Consider the following 15,374-nt stretch of genomic DNA (forward strand, 5'->3'; position numbering starts at 1 on the left):
TGTTCATCCCCACCGTTCAGCGATCGCTTCCGCGACGACCGAGCGAGCAGAGCTGGTGCAAGAATCGATCAGACGACGAAGGCCTCGGTAGGCCTGGCGACCCGAGCAATGCGCAGCAACAGGGACACCCCTCGACGCGAATGTGAACGTTCACATGACCGCCGTCAATTCCAATCGACAGGTCCGTAAACATTTGGGTCCCGAGGGATCACGAGGGTGGCGGGCTCCTCCGCAGCGCCGTGGCAAGAGGTGCGGGCGCCGTGCCGCGATCATCGCCAGCCCGGTCGACGAGCTCGAAGCCGATCAGCGCATCGGCGGCTGGCGCGCGACGCGGCGCGTGGTGCCCGCATCGCCAGCCCGAGGTCGCGCCGCCGCGCGCCGGTGGCGGCGGTGCTGCAGCGCCAGTGTGACCGCGGTCCGATGCCCGCCCCTCTTTGCGCGGCGCTCCGGGAGGAGACCTGTCTGCCCTGGGGACGGGGGGCGGTCGCCGGCGGCCGTTTCGAATTGACATCAGATTTGTGAACGTTCACATTTGGTCCCCGAGGCCCCGCTGGCGCTGCCCGAAACGAGGGTCGTCATGCTGAGGCACGAGCACCGGCGGAGGCGGCACGGCTCCGCTCGCTCGGCCATCGAAGACAAAGGTGCGTGATTCGCCCATCGGCGCTGCGACTACGCGCGAGATCGAGGAGCGATATAGCACGTTTGAAAAGCAGCTCGAGAGCACGATTGTCGGTGGCGCTCTTGTGGAGTATGCGCTCAACCAAGAAAAGGTCTTCCACCGCTGCTTCATTGACGGTCGGTTCGAGATCGACAACGGTGAGGTGGAGCGCCGCATCCGACGGGCCCCGCGCGGTCGCGGCCGAGCTCTCACGCCGTGTCCCGCGGCGCGCCGGCGAACGCGCTCTCGTCGTAGTGGCTGCGGGGGTTCCACGCCGCGTAGCCCGCGCAGCCGGCGTCGTCGTTCGCGCGGATCTGCTCCCGGATGTGCCACGGCGTGTACTCGTACCGCTGCATGGGGCGCGAGCTGTCCAGATCGAACGCCTGGATCCAGCTGCGCAGCAGCCCGATGCGCCCGGGAAGCGCTGCCACCCTGCGCCAGCCGGCCGAGAGCGAGGCGTACAGGGTCTCGTAGGGGTGATGGGCAGGGTTCGCGAACCCGAAGCTGCCAGGGCCCCAGTGCGACGGGTACGGCATCGGCATCACGTAGTCGAAGAGCTCCACGGCGTCCTCCAGCCGCTGGCCTATCCCGTCCTGCGGCCCGAGCAGCGTGAACCCGAAGACATCCGCGGAGATCGGGCGAGACGCGGCATCGCCGACCTCCGCGCGGAGGAACTCGAAGAAAGCGCGGATCGTCGGCGCCCTCTCCTCGATCGGCGTCCGCGACCGCGGCTCGCGCGCGGCGCCATAACGCACATAATCGTAGTTCACCTCGTCGAAGCCGGCGTCGTACGCCCGGAGCGAGATCTCCGCGATCTCGTGCCATCGCGGCTGCGAGGCCGGGTCGTACCAGCCCCGCGGGCCGCCCTTGAACGCGACGAGCCGGGCGATGAGGTAGATTCCGGCCTCACGCAGGGCGCCCAGCTGGACCCTTGTCACCTCGTCCCGCTCGAAGAGGAGCGGGCCACCCTCCGACCGGATATCGATCACCAGGGAGTTCAGCTCTGTCCGCTGGACCAGGGAGGAGAGCCGATTCAACCGCTCCACGTTCCTCCCCGCCGCGAAGTTCACGTAAATCGCCTTGGTGATCGTGGGCATGCTGTTCCCCCCGCCGAGGAGAGAGCACGTCCCTGGCCAAGGGAGCGCCGCGCGCGCCGGAGCACCTTTCGCAGCCCTTTTCAGCTGGGGAAATTGAACAGGGAGGCGGGGAGACAGGGAGTATTTGAAGATTACCTCCCCGTCTCCCCGCCTCCCTGTGAACTTTCCGAAGAGTCTGCGGGGGATGCCTCAGGCGCAGCCCCCCGCGCCCCGGGTCACCCCCGCATCGCCTGGATCGGGCTGATCCGCGCAGCGCGGAGCGCCGGGAAAAACCCGCCGAGCAGGCCCATCACCGCCGCGATCGCCACCGACGTCAGCAGGATCCCGGGCGTCGGCTCGAACGTGAACACGACCTCCGACCAGCTCGCGAAATTGACGGTCGAGAAGCGCACGAACCGCATCCCGAGCGCGGCGAGCACGCCGAGCGCCCCGCCCGCCAGCGCGAGGAGGACCGACTCGATGAGGAACGACACGAGGATGCTGAACCGCGAGAAGCCGAGCGCCCGCAGCGTGCCTATCTCGCGCTGCCGGTTGGCGATCGACGAGTGCATCGTGATCATCGCGCCGATCATCGCGCCGATCGAGAAGAACACCGCGATGAGCACGCCCATCACCTTGATGAACATGCTCGTCCCCTCGGACTGCTTCTCGTAATAGACGCTCTCGCGCATCACCTCGAGCCCGAGGTTCCGGTTCTGCTCGATCGACGCCTCGAACGCGTCGAACTTGCTGGCCGAGGCGAGCCGCGCCCGCACCGCGGAGACGCCCCCCTCGCGGCCGAACGCCGAGCGCGTCGTGTGCAGGTCGGCCCAGACCTCGGACTCCGACGAGGAGCCGCCGTCCTCGAACACCCCCACGACCTTCACCGGCCGGTTCTTTCGGAGCTCGAACGACTCGCCGATCGACAGGCCCTTGAAGCGGCCGCTGATCGCCTTGCCCACGATCACCTCGTCCGTGCCCGGCTGCGCCGGCCGGCCCTCGATGATCTTCACCTGCGAGCGGAACGCGAGCACGTCCTCGGGCACCCCGCGCACCTGCACGTTGGAGATGCCGTCCGTGCCGAGCTTCTCGAGGAGGATGACCGCGATCACCTCCCCCACCCCGTCCGGCTTGCCGTCCTGCCGCTTCGCGACCTCGGCGCTCGCGAGGATCACGCCGATCTGCTGCTCCTCGATGCTGCTCACCATCTCGGCGTCGGAGCCCTTCCGCATCACGATCGCGACGTCGTCCCGCGCGGTGCGCCCGAGGGTGCGCTCCACGCTGTTCGCGAGCATCAGCACCGACGCGAACACGAACACCACGAGGCCGAGACCGGACGCCGTCGCGAGGGTCGTCGTCTTGCGCACCACCAGATTTCGAACGTTGTAAGCGACGGGGATCATGAGCGCTCTCTCCCGCTTTCAGGGTGTCGAAGACAGGCTTCGTGGGTCGCTCACGCCACGCGCCGGAGCGCGTCGGTGACCGAGAGTTTCGAGGCGTTGTACGCCGGGATGAGCGACGCGACGAGCGACAGCCCCATCGAGAGCAGCACCGCCATGACCATCGTCGAAGGCTCGATCCGGAAATAAGGGAACCAGGCGCCCATTTCCTCCTCCAGCCACCGGCCCAGCCCGAGCTCGACGATCGGATACGAGACCACGAGCCCGAGGAACCCGGCCAGGAGCCCGATGGTCGCCGCCTCCCCGATGATGAAGATCCTCACGTGCTTCGGCTCGAACCCGAGCGCGCGCAGCACGCCGTACTCCCGCGTCCGCTCCCGGACGCCCATGGCGATCGTGTTGCCGAGGATCATCATCATGATGAGAAGGATGATGATGGACACGACGTTGAGCGCCGTCAGCACGGCCGACATCATCGCCATGAACGACAGGTTCATCGCCCGCTCGCTCATCGTCGCCGTCTGGACGTCCTTCTCGTCGAAGATCTTGTCGATCGCCGCGCTGATGTCCGCGCTCCGCGACGGATCGTCGATCCGGGCCGTCATCCAGCCGATCTGGTCGCGCTGCCGCTCGGGGAGCGACTCGTTCAGGTAGTCGTAGTGAAAGATGAACTGCGACCTGTCGATCGACTTGCGCGTCGCCGTGTAGATCCCCGAGACGTTGAACTGCCAGTTTCCGGGGTAGATCGTCCCCTCCAGCGTCACCGTGTCGCCCGGCTTCACCTTCAGCCGGCCCGCGAGGACGTCGCCGAGGATGGCGCCCTTCCTGTCGCCCTGCCACCGCTCCATGTCCTCGGGCGAGACGACCATCTCGTCGTAGACCTTGAAGAAGGTCTTCGACTCGACGGCCATCGAGGCGAAGAAATTGTTGGCGTCGCGCGGGTCCTTGGCGCCGAACCAGCTCATGAAGGACCCCTCCGTCACGCCGGGGACCTCGCGGACCGTGTCCATGTAGCGCTTCGGCAAGGGGAGGATGAACGAGATCTTGTGCCGCGTCGCGATCCGGTCCTTCGCGGCGTGGTCGGCGGCGACGTTCCACGCCGAGAGCACCGTCCGGAGGAGCACGAACGCGAGCACCGCCACCACCGCGCCGATCACGGTCAGCAGCGTCCTGAACTTGTTGCGAAGGACGTTCCTGGCGGCGACGGAGACGAGGTTCATGACAGGTTCCCCTTGTCGAGCCGGCGCGTCACCGTCGCGCGCTCGGCGGCCTGCGGATCGTGCGTGACCATCAGGATGGTCTTCTTGAACTCCTTGTTGAGCTTCTCCAGGAGGGCCAGGATCTCGTCGGCGCTCTTGCGATCGAGATCGCCGGTCGGCTCGTCCGCCACGATGATCGTCGGGTCGTTCACGATCGCCCGCGCGATCGCGACCCGCTGCTCCTGGCCGCCGGAGAGCTGCCGGGGATAGTGGCCCATCCGCTCCTCGAGCCCGACGACGCGCAGGGCCGTCTGCGCGCGCTTCCGCCGCTCGGACGACGACAGGTTCGTGAGCAGGAGCGGCAGCTCGACGTTCTCGACCGCGGTGAGCACCGGCATCAGGTTGTAGGCCTGGAAGATGAAGCCCATCGTCCTGGAGCGGAAGCGCGCCAGCTCGCCGTCGCTCATCCGCGTGAGGTCCTGCCCCGCCACGCGCGCCGTGCCGCGCGTCGGGCGATCGAGCCCGGCGATCAGGTTCAGCAGCGTCGATTTGCCCGAGCCCGAGGGCCCCATCAGCGCCTCGTACGACCCCTCCGGGACGTCGAGCGTGATGTTGTCGAGCACCACGATCGGCTCCTTGTCGCGGAAATAGCTCTTGCCGACCCCCTGCAGCTCGACAATGGGCTTCGGCTTCCCGTCGCGATACCCCTCGGTCATTCGCTCCCCTTTTCCTTCTCTTTGATCTTCTGACCGTCCGCGAGCTCGGCGGACGGCCTCGCCACGAGGCGCGCCCCCGGGGCCGGGCCGTCGAGCAGCTCCAGCCCGCCGGGCGCGGGGCCGCCCACCTTGATGGGCACCATCTTCACCTGGCCCTCGTTGACCACGAACACCACCTTGGCGCCGCCCCGCTCGACCACCGCGGCCTCCGGGACGACCCGCTTCGGCGGCTCCTTCATCGCCTCCTCGGACAGCGCCTCGGCGAGGAAGCTCACCCGCGCGCTCATCTCCGGCAGCGCCTCCTTCGGCTCTCCGACGAACTTCACCTTCACCGGGATGGTCGCCTTGGCGCGGTTCACCCGCTTGCCGATCTCGAGCGTCGTGCAGCGGTGCCGCTTCGAGGGGTACGCGTCGAGGACCACCTCGCACGGCTTGCCGGGCTCGACGAGGTAGAGGCGCGTCTCCGGGACATCGGTCTCGACGACGAGCGACGTGAAGTCGGCGATCTCGACGAGGTGCGGCAGCTCGAGGCCGACGACCTCGCCCACCTCCGGCGGCTTCGACATGATCGTGCCGCTGATCGGCGCGACGATCTTCCGGTCGGCCAGCGTGACCCGGAGGCTCTCGACGTCGGCCGCAGCGGCCTTGACCTCGGCGTCGGCCGCCGCCGCCGACTGGGTGAGCGAGTGCATGCGCGCGGTGAGGTCATCCATCGAGGCGCGGCCGGTCACCTGGCGCTCGACGAGCAGCCGCTCCCGCGAGAGCTGCTGCTCGACCTCGCCGATGCTCGCCCGGGAGGCCGAGGCGCGCGCCCGCGCCGCCGCGACCTTGGCCTGGGCCGCGGCCACGAGGCTCTTCTGGTCGGCGTCGTCGAGCTCCACGAGCAGGTCGCCCTGCTTCACCACGTCGCCTTCCTTGACGTGCACCCGCGCGATGCGGCCGGGGAACTTGGCCCCGACCTTGGACACGACCTGCGGGACCACGTACCCGGTCGACGTCACGGAGATCGACGCCTGCGCCGGCGAGACCAGCGCGACCTCCGTGGTGGTGACCTCGGTCTTGAAGAGCGCGCTCTGCGCCCTGGGAAGGGCGAACGCGGCGGCGCCGGCGACCGCCGCGAGCACGACCGCGGCGACGAGGGCGGTGCGGAGCGGGCTCCGCCGATCGGGATCGACGTCCCGCTGGATCCGCAGCGAGGCGAGATCCGAGCTGAGCTGGTCGGACACGGCGTCTCCTTAACACGCTTCCGGCGTCGCGTTGAAGTTCTATCGCCCATTTCTGACGCGCGGCGCTACCCGCGCCCGACACGCAGGACGCGGCCTCGCGCCCGCCCTGGAGCGGCGCTTGCTCCATATCGAAATCGCCTCCCGCCGCGGCAATCCGCCCGTCCAGACCGCAATGCGCCGCGCGGCTGTGCCCGCCGCGCCTCACCCGTGGCAGTGCGCTCCCTGACGTGCGGCGGCGCTCGGATTGATGCCTGCGCCGCTGTGCGCCGCTGTCAGTGTCGACGCGGGGCGCGGGGCGCGGGGCGCGGGGTCACAGCGCGGCGATGGTGCGAGATGCGCGCCTTGCGCTCGCGGGGCTCCCGAGACCAACACCCTGTCTCGACGCCCCGACGGCGCACGTCTACGCTGGCACGATGGGTTTTGTCGCGAGCCTTTTCATCGTCTACGGGGTCGCCGGGGTGGTGCTGGGTGTCGCGGTCGCCATCGCGATCGGGCGCTGCCACCACCACCGTCGGCGCTCGCAGATCGCCGCGTATGCGCGGAGCCCTTCGGCGTCCCCCGGCGCGATACGCGAGGGGTTTGCGCTCCTGCGCGGCGAGGTGAGCGCGGAGGACGCCGCGCCGGGAGACGCGGTGATCGCGGTCGAGATCCCGTGCGGCGGCCAGGCCGGCGCCGCGCCGAGCGCGTGGCAGACGCGGGCGCGCGCGTTCTCGCTCCGGCTCGCCTCGGGCGCCACCGTGCGGGTCGAGCCGGCGAGCGGCAGGCTGAGCCTCGACACCACCTTCGTCCCGACGAGACGAGGCGGCGCGCCCGCCTACGTGTCCGAGGTTCGCCCCGGCGACACGATCTACATCGCGGGCTCGGTGCGCCGCGAGATCGACGCGAGCGCCGCCGGCAAGGGGTACCGCGACGCCGCGCGGGCCTGGGTGCTCCGGGCGCCCGCGCACGGCAGCCTCTGCGTCGCTTCGGAGACGGTCGTCGCCCACCACGCCCAGCGCGCGCGGTTCCACCGCTCCTGGGCGCTCGCGCTCGGCGGGGCGCTCGCGGCGCTTCACCTCGGCCTGTTCCGCGCGTTCCACGCGAGCATGCTCGGCCCCGTCGAGTCGGGCGGGAGCATCGACATCGGCCCGGCCGCGCTCGCGCTCTTCTTCGTCGGCGCCGCGGCGCTCACCTACCGCACCCTGGCCGAGCAGACCTCTCCCTGGATCGAGCTCCGCGTGGATCGCTCCAGGGCGGCCTAGCGATCGAGGCGGCGCGATCCGTGGGTTCGAGCTCGCGGCGCCGAACCGTCGCCTGCGCGCGGCGGCGCGACGGAACAAGAAACCCGTCGAGCGTGACGTAATGGCGCGCGTCGCCAGGCGACCTGGGGGCGGACGGCAGCTGACACTGACCGACATCACGGGCGTCCCCTCGGCGCCGGCGAGGGAGCACCGCGCCGGCTCCGGCGGCAACGAACGAGAATGGCCATCGCGAGGCGTCCTCCGGCGCGCGCCCGTGCGATGGCCATACGAGCAACAATGGCAAGGAAATGTGGCACACACGAACGCACTACGGCGAGAAGGGCGAGCCCGCGTTCGCAAGAATCAAATAGGAATATCAGGGCAAAGAGGCAGTTCAACAATCATGGATTTGACCCATTTTCAAGGCTCCGTTGAGCGGAGTATTCATATACTCCGTGATGGCGCACGGATCGAGGACGTGAAGGCAGCACCGCGGCAGGTTGCGCGCGATCTAGCGTATCATTACATCGCACTTCGCGGGGATCGAATGACGAATGAAGCAGAAGTATTGTATTGCGATCTTCTGCTTGGCGGATTCGCGAGGACCTGATGGATCAGAGCGACAAGGCAAATCTGGACGCAGAAGTCTTGGCTCGGTGTGTTGCCGCTATCGAGAAGTTCGCCGAAGACTACAAGGAGGATGTTGCCATCCGCTTGGCACGCGCGCACCGGATGCAAGCCGCGATTGGTCTTCTGACCAACGAGATTGCGGAGTGGGACCAGAATGCCGAGGTTGACGAGGCCAGCGGCAATATTGTGCTCGCGGATAGCGCAAGGACGCGCCGTCGTTCAGACGCTGAGCGTCTGGATACGTGGAAGAAAACTCTGGATGACATGCTCCGCGACGTGGAGGAGCGGAAGCATGTACTCCGCCGCATCATGGAATTGGTGGACGAGGCCAAGCGAATTCGATCGCGACACGTAAGCAATGTCAATGCAATCGACGCCGCCGCACTGCTCGAAGGTTTAGTTGATGTATTGAGAAGGGTATACCATTAACTGGCCTAGGCCCCAGCCCTCGCGCTCGTGGGACGACCCCGCGCGAGGTTCGTTGTGCGCGCCAAAGCTAAATTCGTTTTCTACACTTCGGCGCGCACAGCTGAGGAAAGCCAAAGATGAGCCAGCAAGAATACGCATCCAGAGAGTTCCGCCGTAGGATCGGCGCTTCCCAGGTGGTTGTCCGCTGTGGCGCCGATCTCGAATTGCAAGCTGAGATGCTTCTCGATGTCGTGGCCCGGTACCACGAGGGAGGTAATGCACTGAACGATGGAGCAACCGTAGAACTCGGGGACATTTCCTTCACGCTTCGCCACGTGGGTGGCGAGGTTGTCGTGCACGAGCCAGATTTCAAGGGCAGCCCACTACGCGATGCCGTTCCTGGGGCGGACCAAGCCCTGCGAATTCTCTACGAGCAAGAGGCGGTCGTGAAGCGTGTCGGTGCCAAGCGGTCAAGCGCGCCGCTCCGTGCCCTGGTAAGGATGGAGAAGAGTAGTCTGAGGTCACTCCGCGTCTGTCTACGTCGAATGGTTCCGAGCGATCCCCAGGATTCCGGCTGGACCATCGGTGCGTTGCGCGATCCCGCCGGACCGGAAGAGGACATCGTCACGACGACAGTTTCAGAGATATTCCGCGTGCGCCCCTGGCTGGGAAAGGTCCTGACGCTTCCAGCTGGATACCGCGCGGTGGTGGACTTCCACAACATCGAGTCTATCGAAACCGACACCGGCGAGCACGTCTGGATAATCGATCCATTGATACTGGCGCGCCTCTCGCGATCGGCGCTGAAAGAGAGGAGGCTCGCCGATCTCGACCGGACGGTGAACGCACTTCTCGAGTCCACCACAACGGAGATCGAGAGCCTCCGCCCGCTTCGCCAGCTCGCGCGGCGATGGGGAGGTGGTCCCTGGATGGCGTACGCCAACGCGCTCACCACGCTGACCCGCCTGAAGCATGACGAGGACAAGGCCGTGGAGGTCCGCTCTCTCGTAGAAGACCTTTGTACTGCGCTCTCACCGGGTGGAGGGCTCGCTGGGGAAGAGGCACCGTTCGTGATCACCGAGAATTTCACCACGCTCTATCGCCACTATTGGCGGGTTGAAGCAGCGGAAGTGCTCGAGGGCTTGCTCGCTCCAGGCTCGGGCCAGCAAGCAGCGCTTCTCTTCCAGCGCGCCGCGCTTGCCAGGGACGCGGGTGATTACGCGGGCACCGTCGAGGCGCTGCGACGCTCGGTCGCGATCGAGCCACGCTCGCCCACCTTGTGGTTCCTTCTCGGGACAGTTCTGCTCGAAGCCTCGACGCTCGAGGAGACTCCCACCGTCCTTCTCGATCCAGCGGGTGAAATAGTCGAGGCTTTCGACCGCGCGCTCACGCTCCTCGATGTCAGGGACACGCTGACGGTGGATCACTGCGTCCGCGCCCTCGATCACCGATATCTGAGGGCAGACTGGACGCTGGTGGATCTTCTCTGCAAGCACACCGTAGCGCTCCGCGATGTGGGTCGACTCGACGAAGCACTGGCGTCGGCTAACCGCCTCGTTGCCGCCGCCCCGGATGAACCGCGATCATGGGAAATCCTGGGCACTGTGCTGATCTACCTCAGTCGTCACGACGACGCGATCAACGCTTATAGCGCGGCCATCGGATGCAGCGCGCAGGCGCCTCCAGAGCACTCGATATTGGCACACCATTTCGCGAGCCCATGGTATAACCGCGCCGCGGTGCACGCTCTGCTGGGCCAGCGCGCTGAGGCTATTGCCGATCTTAGGCAAGCCCTCGCTGTTGCGCCGAGTTGGGCCGAAGCCGTGCCGTTCGACGAGCGCTTCGAGGGGCTCACTGCGGACGGTGAGTTCCAGCGCCTCGTTGAGGAAGGGCGTGCGGCGGCTCAGACGTGCCAACAGCAGAATCTCGACGATGGGACAGCTGAAACGGGCACAGGTGTCTGCGTTCCGCCTTCGTCCTCCGAGACATCAAAAAGCTGAATCGCGAAGCGAAATCGAACTCGTTATTGTATACAGCAACTGATGAAACAGACCTCGGAGCGTGAAACGATAGGCCACAAGCCATGAGCGAACAGAGAATGGCGAAGCTGCCACGTCGCAGGGTCATGGGGCCACCCCTTTGCAGGGTCATGGGGCCAGGGGGAGACGACGTGATCGGCCTCGACCATGCCCGAGACCGCGAAGCGTGTCGAGGTCCCCGGAGCCGGGCGCGAAGCGACCGGCGACGTCCCTCTTTTTTGCAGGGTGATGGGGCCACCCGGGCCCTCTGGCAGGTCCGGCGTAGGGGCCGCGACGCTCAGGAGCAGGAACGTTTACCCCGCCCCCGGCGCCCCTCGCGGCCACGTTGACGACGGTGGGCGAGGCGCGCCGCGTGGAGCGAGGGGGGGCAGCGGCGCGGCCCCGGGATCGACGTCCTCACCGGGGCCGCAGCGGTCATCGCCGCTTGTTGCGTGGATGGGTGGGCGGCTTGCTGCGCGCGGGCACCGGCGCGGCCGTGTTGCTCTCGTCGAGCTTCGGCTTGAGCCGTGGCCTGTACGACTCGCCCTCGATGATGAAGTCGAACGCCGCGTTCTTGAACCGATCGACGGCGCTCTGCGCGAGCAGCACGTCGTCGAACATCGCGAGCCACTCGGCCGTGTCGCGATTGCTCGTGACGATCATCGACGCGTGGCCCGTGCGTTCGAGGAAGAGCTGGTAGACGTCGCGGCTCTCTTCCTTGCTCATCACCTCGAGCGCGAAGTCGTCGAGGATGAGCAGGTCGACAGTCGTGAGCGCGACCATCTCGGCGTCGCGTGAGTTGTCGAGCCTGCTCTGGCGCAGTCTGCGCAGCATCGCGTCGGCGCGCAGGAAGCGCACGCTGTAGCCGTGCTGGCACGCGAGGTGTCCGAGTGCGTTCGCGAGGAAGGTCTTGCCCACGCCGACCGAGCCGAGGATGACGATGTGCTTGTGCTCTTCGAGGAAGCGCAGGCTCGTGAACCCACCGAGCAGACGCTTGTCGAAGCTGACCTTCGCGGCCTTGTCCCAGAGCTCCAGGCGCATGCCGGGATCGAGCCCGGCGTCGCGTACGCGGCTCTCCGTCGCGCTCGCCTCGCGGCGCCCGATCTCGTCGGTGAGCAGCATGAGCAACATCTCCTCGTGCCCCATCGACTGCTTCTCGGCCAGCAGCAGCCGCTCACGCAGCGTCGCAGCGATGCGGCCGAGGCGCAGGCGCTTGAGCGCCGTGACGAGCGCGGGGTCGACTTCGCTGAAGCTCATCACGCCTCCTCCTTCGTCGCGGCAGCCGCCAGCGTGCGTGTCGCGAAGTGCTCCGTGCTGCGCGCGAACCGCGGCGTGGGGAGCGCAACGACCTTGCGCTCATCCGCGAGCGGCGACGCGGGCGTCTTCGCCGTCTCGAGCATGCGCGTCACGCGCTGTACGTCGACGACATCGAACGCGAGCGCGCTCTGGCAGATCGCCTCGACGCGCCCGCTGCCGAACTTGTTGCACAGCCGCAGCAGCGCATAGACCAGCCGCATGCGCGTCCAGGGGAGCGGCACATCGAGCAGCCGCTCGGCGTAGATGCCGACGTGCACGCCGCACTTCTTCGCGCTCGTGATGAGCGAAGCCACGTCGCGCACCGCGGCGACGTCCTTGCCCACGGGGTAGTCGCTCGCATCGGTGGAGCGCTTGCCCGGCGCGACGCGCACGTGCACCTTCACGAGCTCCGTGCCCGCGTAGATCCTGACCGACGCGCGGTCGGCGCGGACGCGCACCGTGCTTCCAACGTAGCGCGTGGGCACGCTGTAGAGCGACCGCAGGACTTGCACGTGATGGTCGGGGTGCACCTTCGCGTCAGTCCAGTGCGGCACGTCGAACGGCGCTGCCGGCGCCGGCTTCATGGTGCCCTTCTCGCGTGACTCGAACACCTCGCGCGGCACCTCGCGTGTCGTGCCGTGGACTCGCGCTCCAGCGACGTCACGGCACCACCGCTCAGCGGACGCGCGCGCCTCGTCGAGGCTCGAGAACGACTCGCCGTCGAACCAGCTCTCGCGCACGTACGCGACCTGGTTCTCGACACGCGCCTTGTCCTTGGGCGACCTGACGCGCGCAGGATCCACGAACAGCCCGCGTGTCTGCGTGTAGTCGAGGAACGCCGGCACGAGCACGGGGGCGAGCTCGTCGGCGCGCAGCACGATGGCCTTCATGTTGTCCGGGAGGATCACGCGCGTCATCGCGCCGAAGAACCACCACGCCGCATCCAGGCCCGCGCATACCGCCGCAGTGGTCTGCTCGAACGACGGCCACACGAACTGGTAGCGGCTGTATGCGAGCGTCACCACGAGCGCCCACAGATTGCGAGCTCGCTGCGTCGCTGGGTCGAACAGCCTACCCATCAGGCCGAAGTCGATCTGCGCGACCTCGCCAGGCTCGGTGTCCGCGACGCGAACCGTCGGCGTCTTCTTGCGCCACGCGAGCTCCTCCATGGCAAAGCGCCGGAGTGTGTCGTAGCTCGCGCTGACGCCGTGGTCGCGCTTGAGCAGCAGGTGGATCTTCGTCAGCTTCAACGGCCGAGGTTGGGCGAGCCAGGCCTCGATGCGTGCGCGATACGCGCCGATCTCTTTCCACTCCTCGCTTGCGTCGGGCACCGGGCGCGCCTGCACACGCTGGGCGATCGCGTGGATCTCCTCGTCCGTCGGCTCGCGATCGCGCGACAGTGGCAACATCGCTGCGGCCTCGAAGTACCTGCCGACCGTCTTGCGATCGACGCCCGTCTCGCGCGCCACGTGACGCGCGCTCTGCCCCGCCGCACGACGGCGGAGCATTTCCTTGATGTCAACCATGATCAGCTCTCGGTAGGGCATCGGTCTCCTTCCGACGGCGACCCGCGCCGTCCTCGGAAGGAGCCCGTCTCAGATCCCGACCGCGGCGTCCCGAGCTGGCCCCATGAGGCTGCAAAAAACCTCGGAAGCTGGCCCCATGACCCTGCAAAAAACCGGGTCACGCCCCCGCGCGGGTGGCCCCATCCTCCTGCGTTTGGGGTGGCCCCATGAGGCTGCAAAAAACCTCGGAAGCTGGCCCCATGAGGCTGCAAACTGGCAGGCGAAGCAATACATCAATGCATTGATCCATGGAGATTTTCAGAACGCGGAGTGCATCTTCGAGCGGCTCCCACACAAGGGGCGCCAGCGCACGGTTGATCCGGGACAGGTTCTAGTTGAGCACAGGGCCAGCTATGGCGATCGTGCACTTACCTGGCTCGGAGCAGAGGGAATGAAAGGTGCTTGGCGCGCTGCGGTGAACGGGAGGTGGGTGCTCTACGGCTTCGACGAGAATATCGTCTTGAGTTCACTCATATCCGCTGATGACCAGCAGGCGCTGGCGCGCCATGGGTTTGTGGACTAACGAAGCCAGGAACGTCTTCCCGTGCGGCAGTTGTTTTCCCGACCCGCTTCAGGTCATAGATTTCGTCGCCGCGAACCACGCGGTCTGCAGAGCGGCTGCGTAACGTTTGCGGCGGGCCATAAGACGCCCCACTCGGGCCATGGCCGAGGCGGCTGAGCGCCGGATGCCCAAGACCAGCGCCGGAAGGCGGCCGTACAGCGTGACAATCGACGAGCGTTTGCCCGAACTTGAAGACATGCTAAAAGATGCGCCATGGCCGCGCCTCAGCAAATGGTGACGCCCCGGCGCATCTTCGTGATGGGCGACCCGCAGGCGCCGATGGCCAAGGTGATGGCCGTGCTCGCGTCGCACGCGTTGCTCGGCGCGGACGGCCGGCTGGTCGACGACGTCGTGCTCGTGTCGATCGGCGATCACTTCGACTATGACCTCGATGATCCGGTGGGCGCGGGCGTGGAGGGGCTCCGCACGCTGCGCTGGCTGGCCAGCCACGATCCGGCGCAGGTGCGGCTCCTGTTCGGCAACCATGACGCGGCGCGGGTCATGGAGCTCGCCGGCCTCGACGACGTGCGGTTCGCCGCGGCGCGCGCGCTCGGGCGCTCGATCAAGGAGACCAGGCGGCGTGAAGGCGCCGAGGCCGCCGCCCGGCGCCAACGCGACGAGTTCGCAGCGCAGTTCCCCGATGTGGCGACCCCGGGGCTCGCGGCGCGCGATTACGCGTCGTTCAGCGAGTCCCAGCGCGAGCTCGTCATCGAGCTGCTGCTCTGTGGGCGCTTTCATCTCGCGCTCTCGGGCGTGCTGCCCGACGGCCGCGCTGTGTTGCTGACCCACGCGGGCGTGACCACGCGCGAGCTCGCGATACTGGGCATGCCGGACGAGCGCGACCCGCATCGGCTGGCGGCGGCCCTCGAGCGACAGTTGCGCGCCGCGGTCGACGCGCGGCGCGCCGAATGGCAGAGCGGCGCGCGCACGCCACTTTCGCTCGAGCCTCTCCACATGGCAGGCGCCGCGGGCAACGAAGGTGGCGGCCTCCTCTATCATCGACCTGCGCACGTCGATCGCGCAGGGGGCGATCCGGCATGGGAGCTCGATCCGGCGCGGCCGCGGCGCTTCGAGCCGCGTTCGCTCCCGCGCGGCCTGCGGCAGGTCGCCGGTCACACCGGTCACAGGAAGTGCAAGGCGGAGCTCGGTCACGACTGGCTCACGGCCGCAGCGCACCAGAAGGAGATCGGAGGGATCCGCACGCTGCGCGTCGACGGCGACGTCGTCACGTACGACCTCGGAATCCTGGACGATCGACCCGGAGCGACCGACCTCTACCTGATCGACGGGGAGATGCGGTTTACCGCGGCCGCCGATTACGCATTGCTCCCGCTCGCCGAGCTGATCGTCCCCGCGTGAAGCCCGATGCGCGTGTTTGCCGATCTCTCCTGGCGCCGAGC

At 67.5% G+C, this 15,374-nt stretch carries 12 protein-coding genes and 1 pseudogene; 6 read left to right on the plus strand and 7 right to left on the minus strand.

Going from position 1 to position 15,374, the window contains the following annotated elements; genetic code table 11:
• Positions 1-641 precede the first annotated feature (641 nt).
• A pseudogene (locus WME95_RS36280) lies at positions 642-857 on the plus strand (IS66 family transposase); the annotation flags it as partial.
• A 10-nt stretch (positions 858-867) separates the two neighbouring features.
• Here the strand turns inward: WME95_RS36280 and WME95_RS36285 are convergent.
• From WME95_RS36285 to WME95_RS36305, 5 genes are all read right to left on the minus strand, one after another.
• Entirely contained in the window at positions 868-1,755 is an 888-nt protein-coding gene (locus WME95_RS36285) for a putative glycoside hydrolase (protein ID WP_437903899.1), read from the minus strand.
• 215 nt (positions 1,756-1,970) lie between these two features.
• On the minus strand, positions 1,971-3,137 hold the full coding sequence (locus WME95_RS36290; RefSeq protein WP_437903900.1) for an ABC transporter permease: 1,167 nt from the start codon (positions 3,135-3,137) through the stop codon (positions 1,971-1,973).
• Positions 3,138-3,187: 50 nt separating this feature from the next.
• Positions 3,188-4,354 carry an ABC transporter permease gene (locus tag WME95_RS36295; protein ID WP_437903901.1) on the minus strand — a complete coding sequence of 389 codons (1,167 nt, stop codon included), beginning with the start codon at positions 4,352-4,354 and terminating at the stop codon, positions 3,188-3,190.
• Complete coding sequence (locus tag WME95_RS36300; RefSeq protein ID WP_437903902.1) at positions 4,351-5,049, minus strand: ABC transporter ATP-binding protein; 699 nt, start codon at positions 5,047-5,049, stop codon at positions 4,351-4,353. Before WME95_RS36300 ends, WME95_RS36295 begins: the two co-directional genes overlap by 4 nt.
• Positions 5,046-6,275: an efflux RND transporter periplasmic adaptor subunit gene (locus tag WME95_RS36305; protein WP_437903903.1), complete on the minus strand. Its 1,230-nt coding sequence runs from the start codon at positions 6,273-6,275 to the stop codon at positions 5,046-5,048. The genes WME95_RS36300 and WME95_RS36305 overlap by 4 nt, the downstream gene beginning before the upstream one ends.
• A 413-nt stretch (positions 6,276-6,688) precedes the next feature.
• On the opposite strand from WME95_RS36305, the gene WME95_RS36310 reads away from it, so the two are divergent.
• The 3 genes from WME95_RS36310 to WME95_RS36320 all read left to right on the plus strand — a co-directional run bounded on the left by WME95_RS36310 (position 6,689) and on the right by WME95_RS36320 (position 10,533).
• Positions 6,689-7,516 (plus strand): hypothetical protein, encoded by an 828-nt coding sequence (locus tag WME95_RS36310; RefSeq protein WP_437903904.1) that lies wholly within the window; start codon positions 6,689-6,691, stop codon positions 7,514-7,516.
• Positions 7,517-8,104: 588 nt separating this feature from the next.
• Positions 8,105-8,554 carry a hypothetical protein gene (locus WME95_RS36315; protein WP_437903905.1) on the plus strand — a complete coding sequence of 150 codons (450 nt, stop codon included), beginning with the start codon at positions 8,105-8,107 and terminating at the stop codon, positions 8,552-8,554.
• A gap of 116 nt (positions 8,555-8,670) precedes the next feature.
• Positions 8,671-10,533 carry a tetratricopeptide repeat protein gene (locus WME95_RS36320; protein ID WP_437903906.1) on the plus strand — a complete coding sequence of 621 codons (1,863 nt, stop codon included), beginning with the start codon at positions 8,671-8,673 and terminating at the stop codon, positions 10,531-10,533.
• A gap of 453 nt (positions 10,534-10,986) precedes the next feature.
• Here WME95_RS36320 and WME95_RS36325 read toward each other — a convergent pair whose 3' ends face one another.
• Complete coding sequence (locus WME95_RS36325; protein ID WP_437902022.1) at positions 10,987-11,808, minus strand: ATP-binding protein; 822 nt, start codon at positions 11,806-11,808, stop codon at positions 10,987-10,989.
• Positions 11,808-13,394 (minus strand): IS21 family transposase, encoded by a 1,587-nt coding sequence (istA, locus tag WME95_RS36330; RefSeq protein ID WP_437902024.1) that lies wholly within the window; start codon positions 13,392-13,394, stop codon positions 11,808-11,810. Before istA ends, WME95_RS36325 begins: the two co-directional genes overlap by 1 nt.
• Before the next feature lie 115 nt (positions 13,395-13,509).
• Between istA and WME95_RS36335 the strand changes: the two genes are divergently transcribed.
• Positions 13,510-13,935, plus strand: coding sequence for a hypothetical protein (locus WME95_RS36335; RefSeq protein ID WP_437903907.1), 426 nt, complete (start codon positions 13,510-13,512; stop codon positions 13,933-13,935).
• Positions 13,936-14,187: 252 nt separating this feature from the next.
• On the plus strand, positions 14,188-15,333 hold the full coding sequence (locus WME95_RS36340) for a metallophosphoesterase (RefSeq protein ID WP_437903909.1): 1,146 nt from the start codon (positions 14,188-14,190) through the stop codon (positions 15,331-15,333).
• The last annotated feature ends 41 nt before the right edge of the window (positions 15,334-15,374 follow it).

Origin of the sequence: Sorangium sp. So ce327, from assembly GCF_051530205.1 — a bacterium.
Lineage (GTDB): Bacteria > Myxococcota_A > Polyangia > Polyangiales > Polyangiaceae > Sorangium > Sorangium cellulosum_B.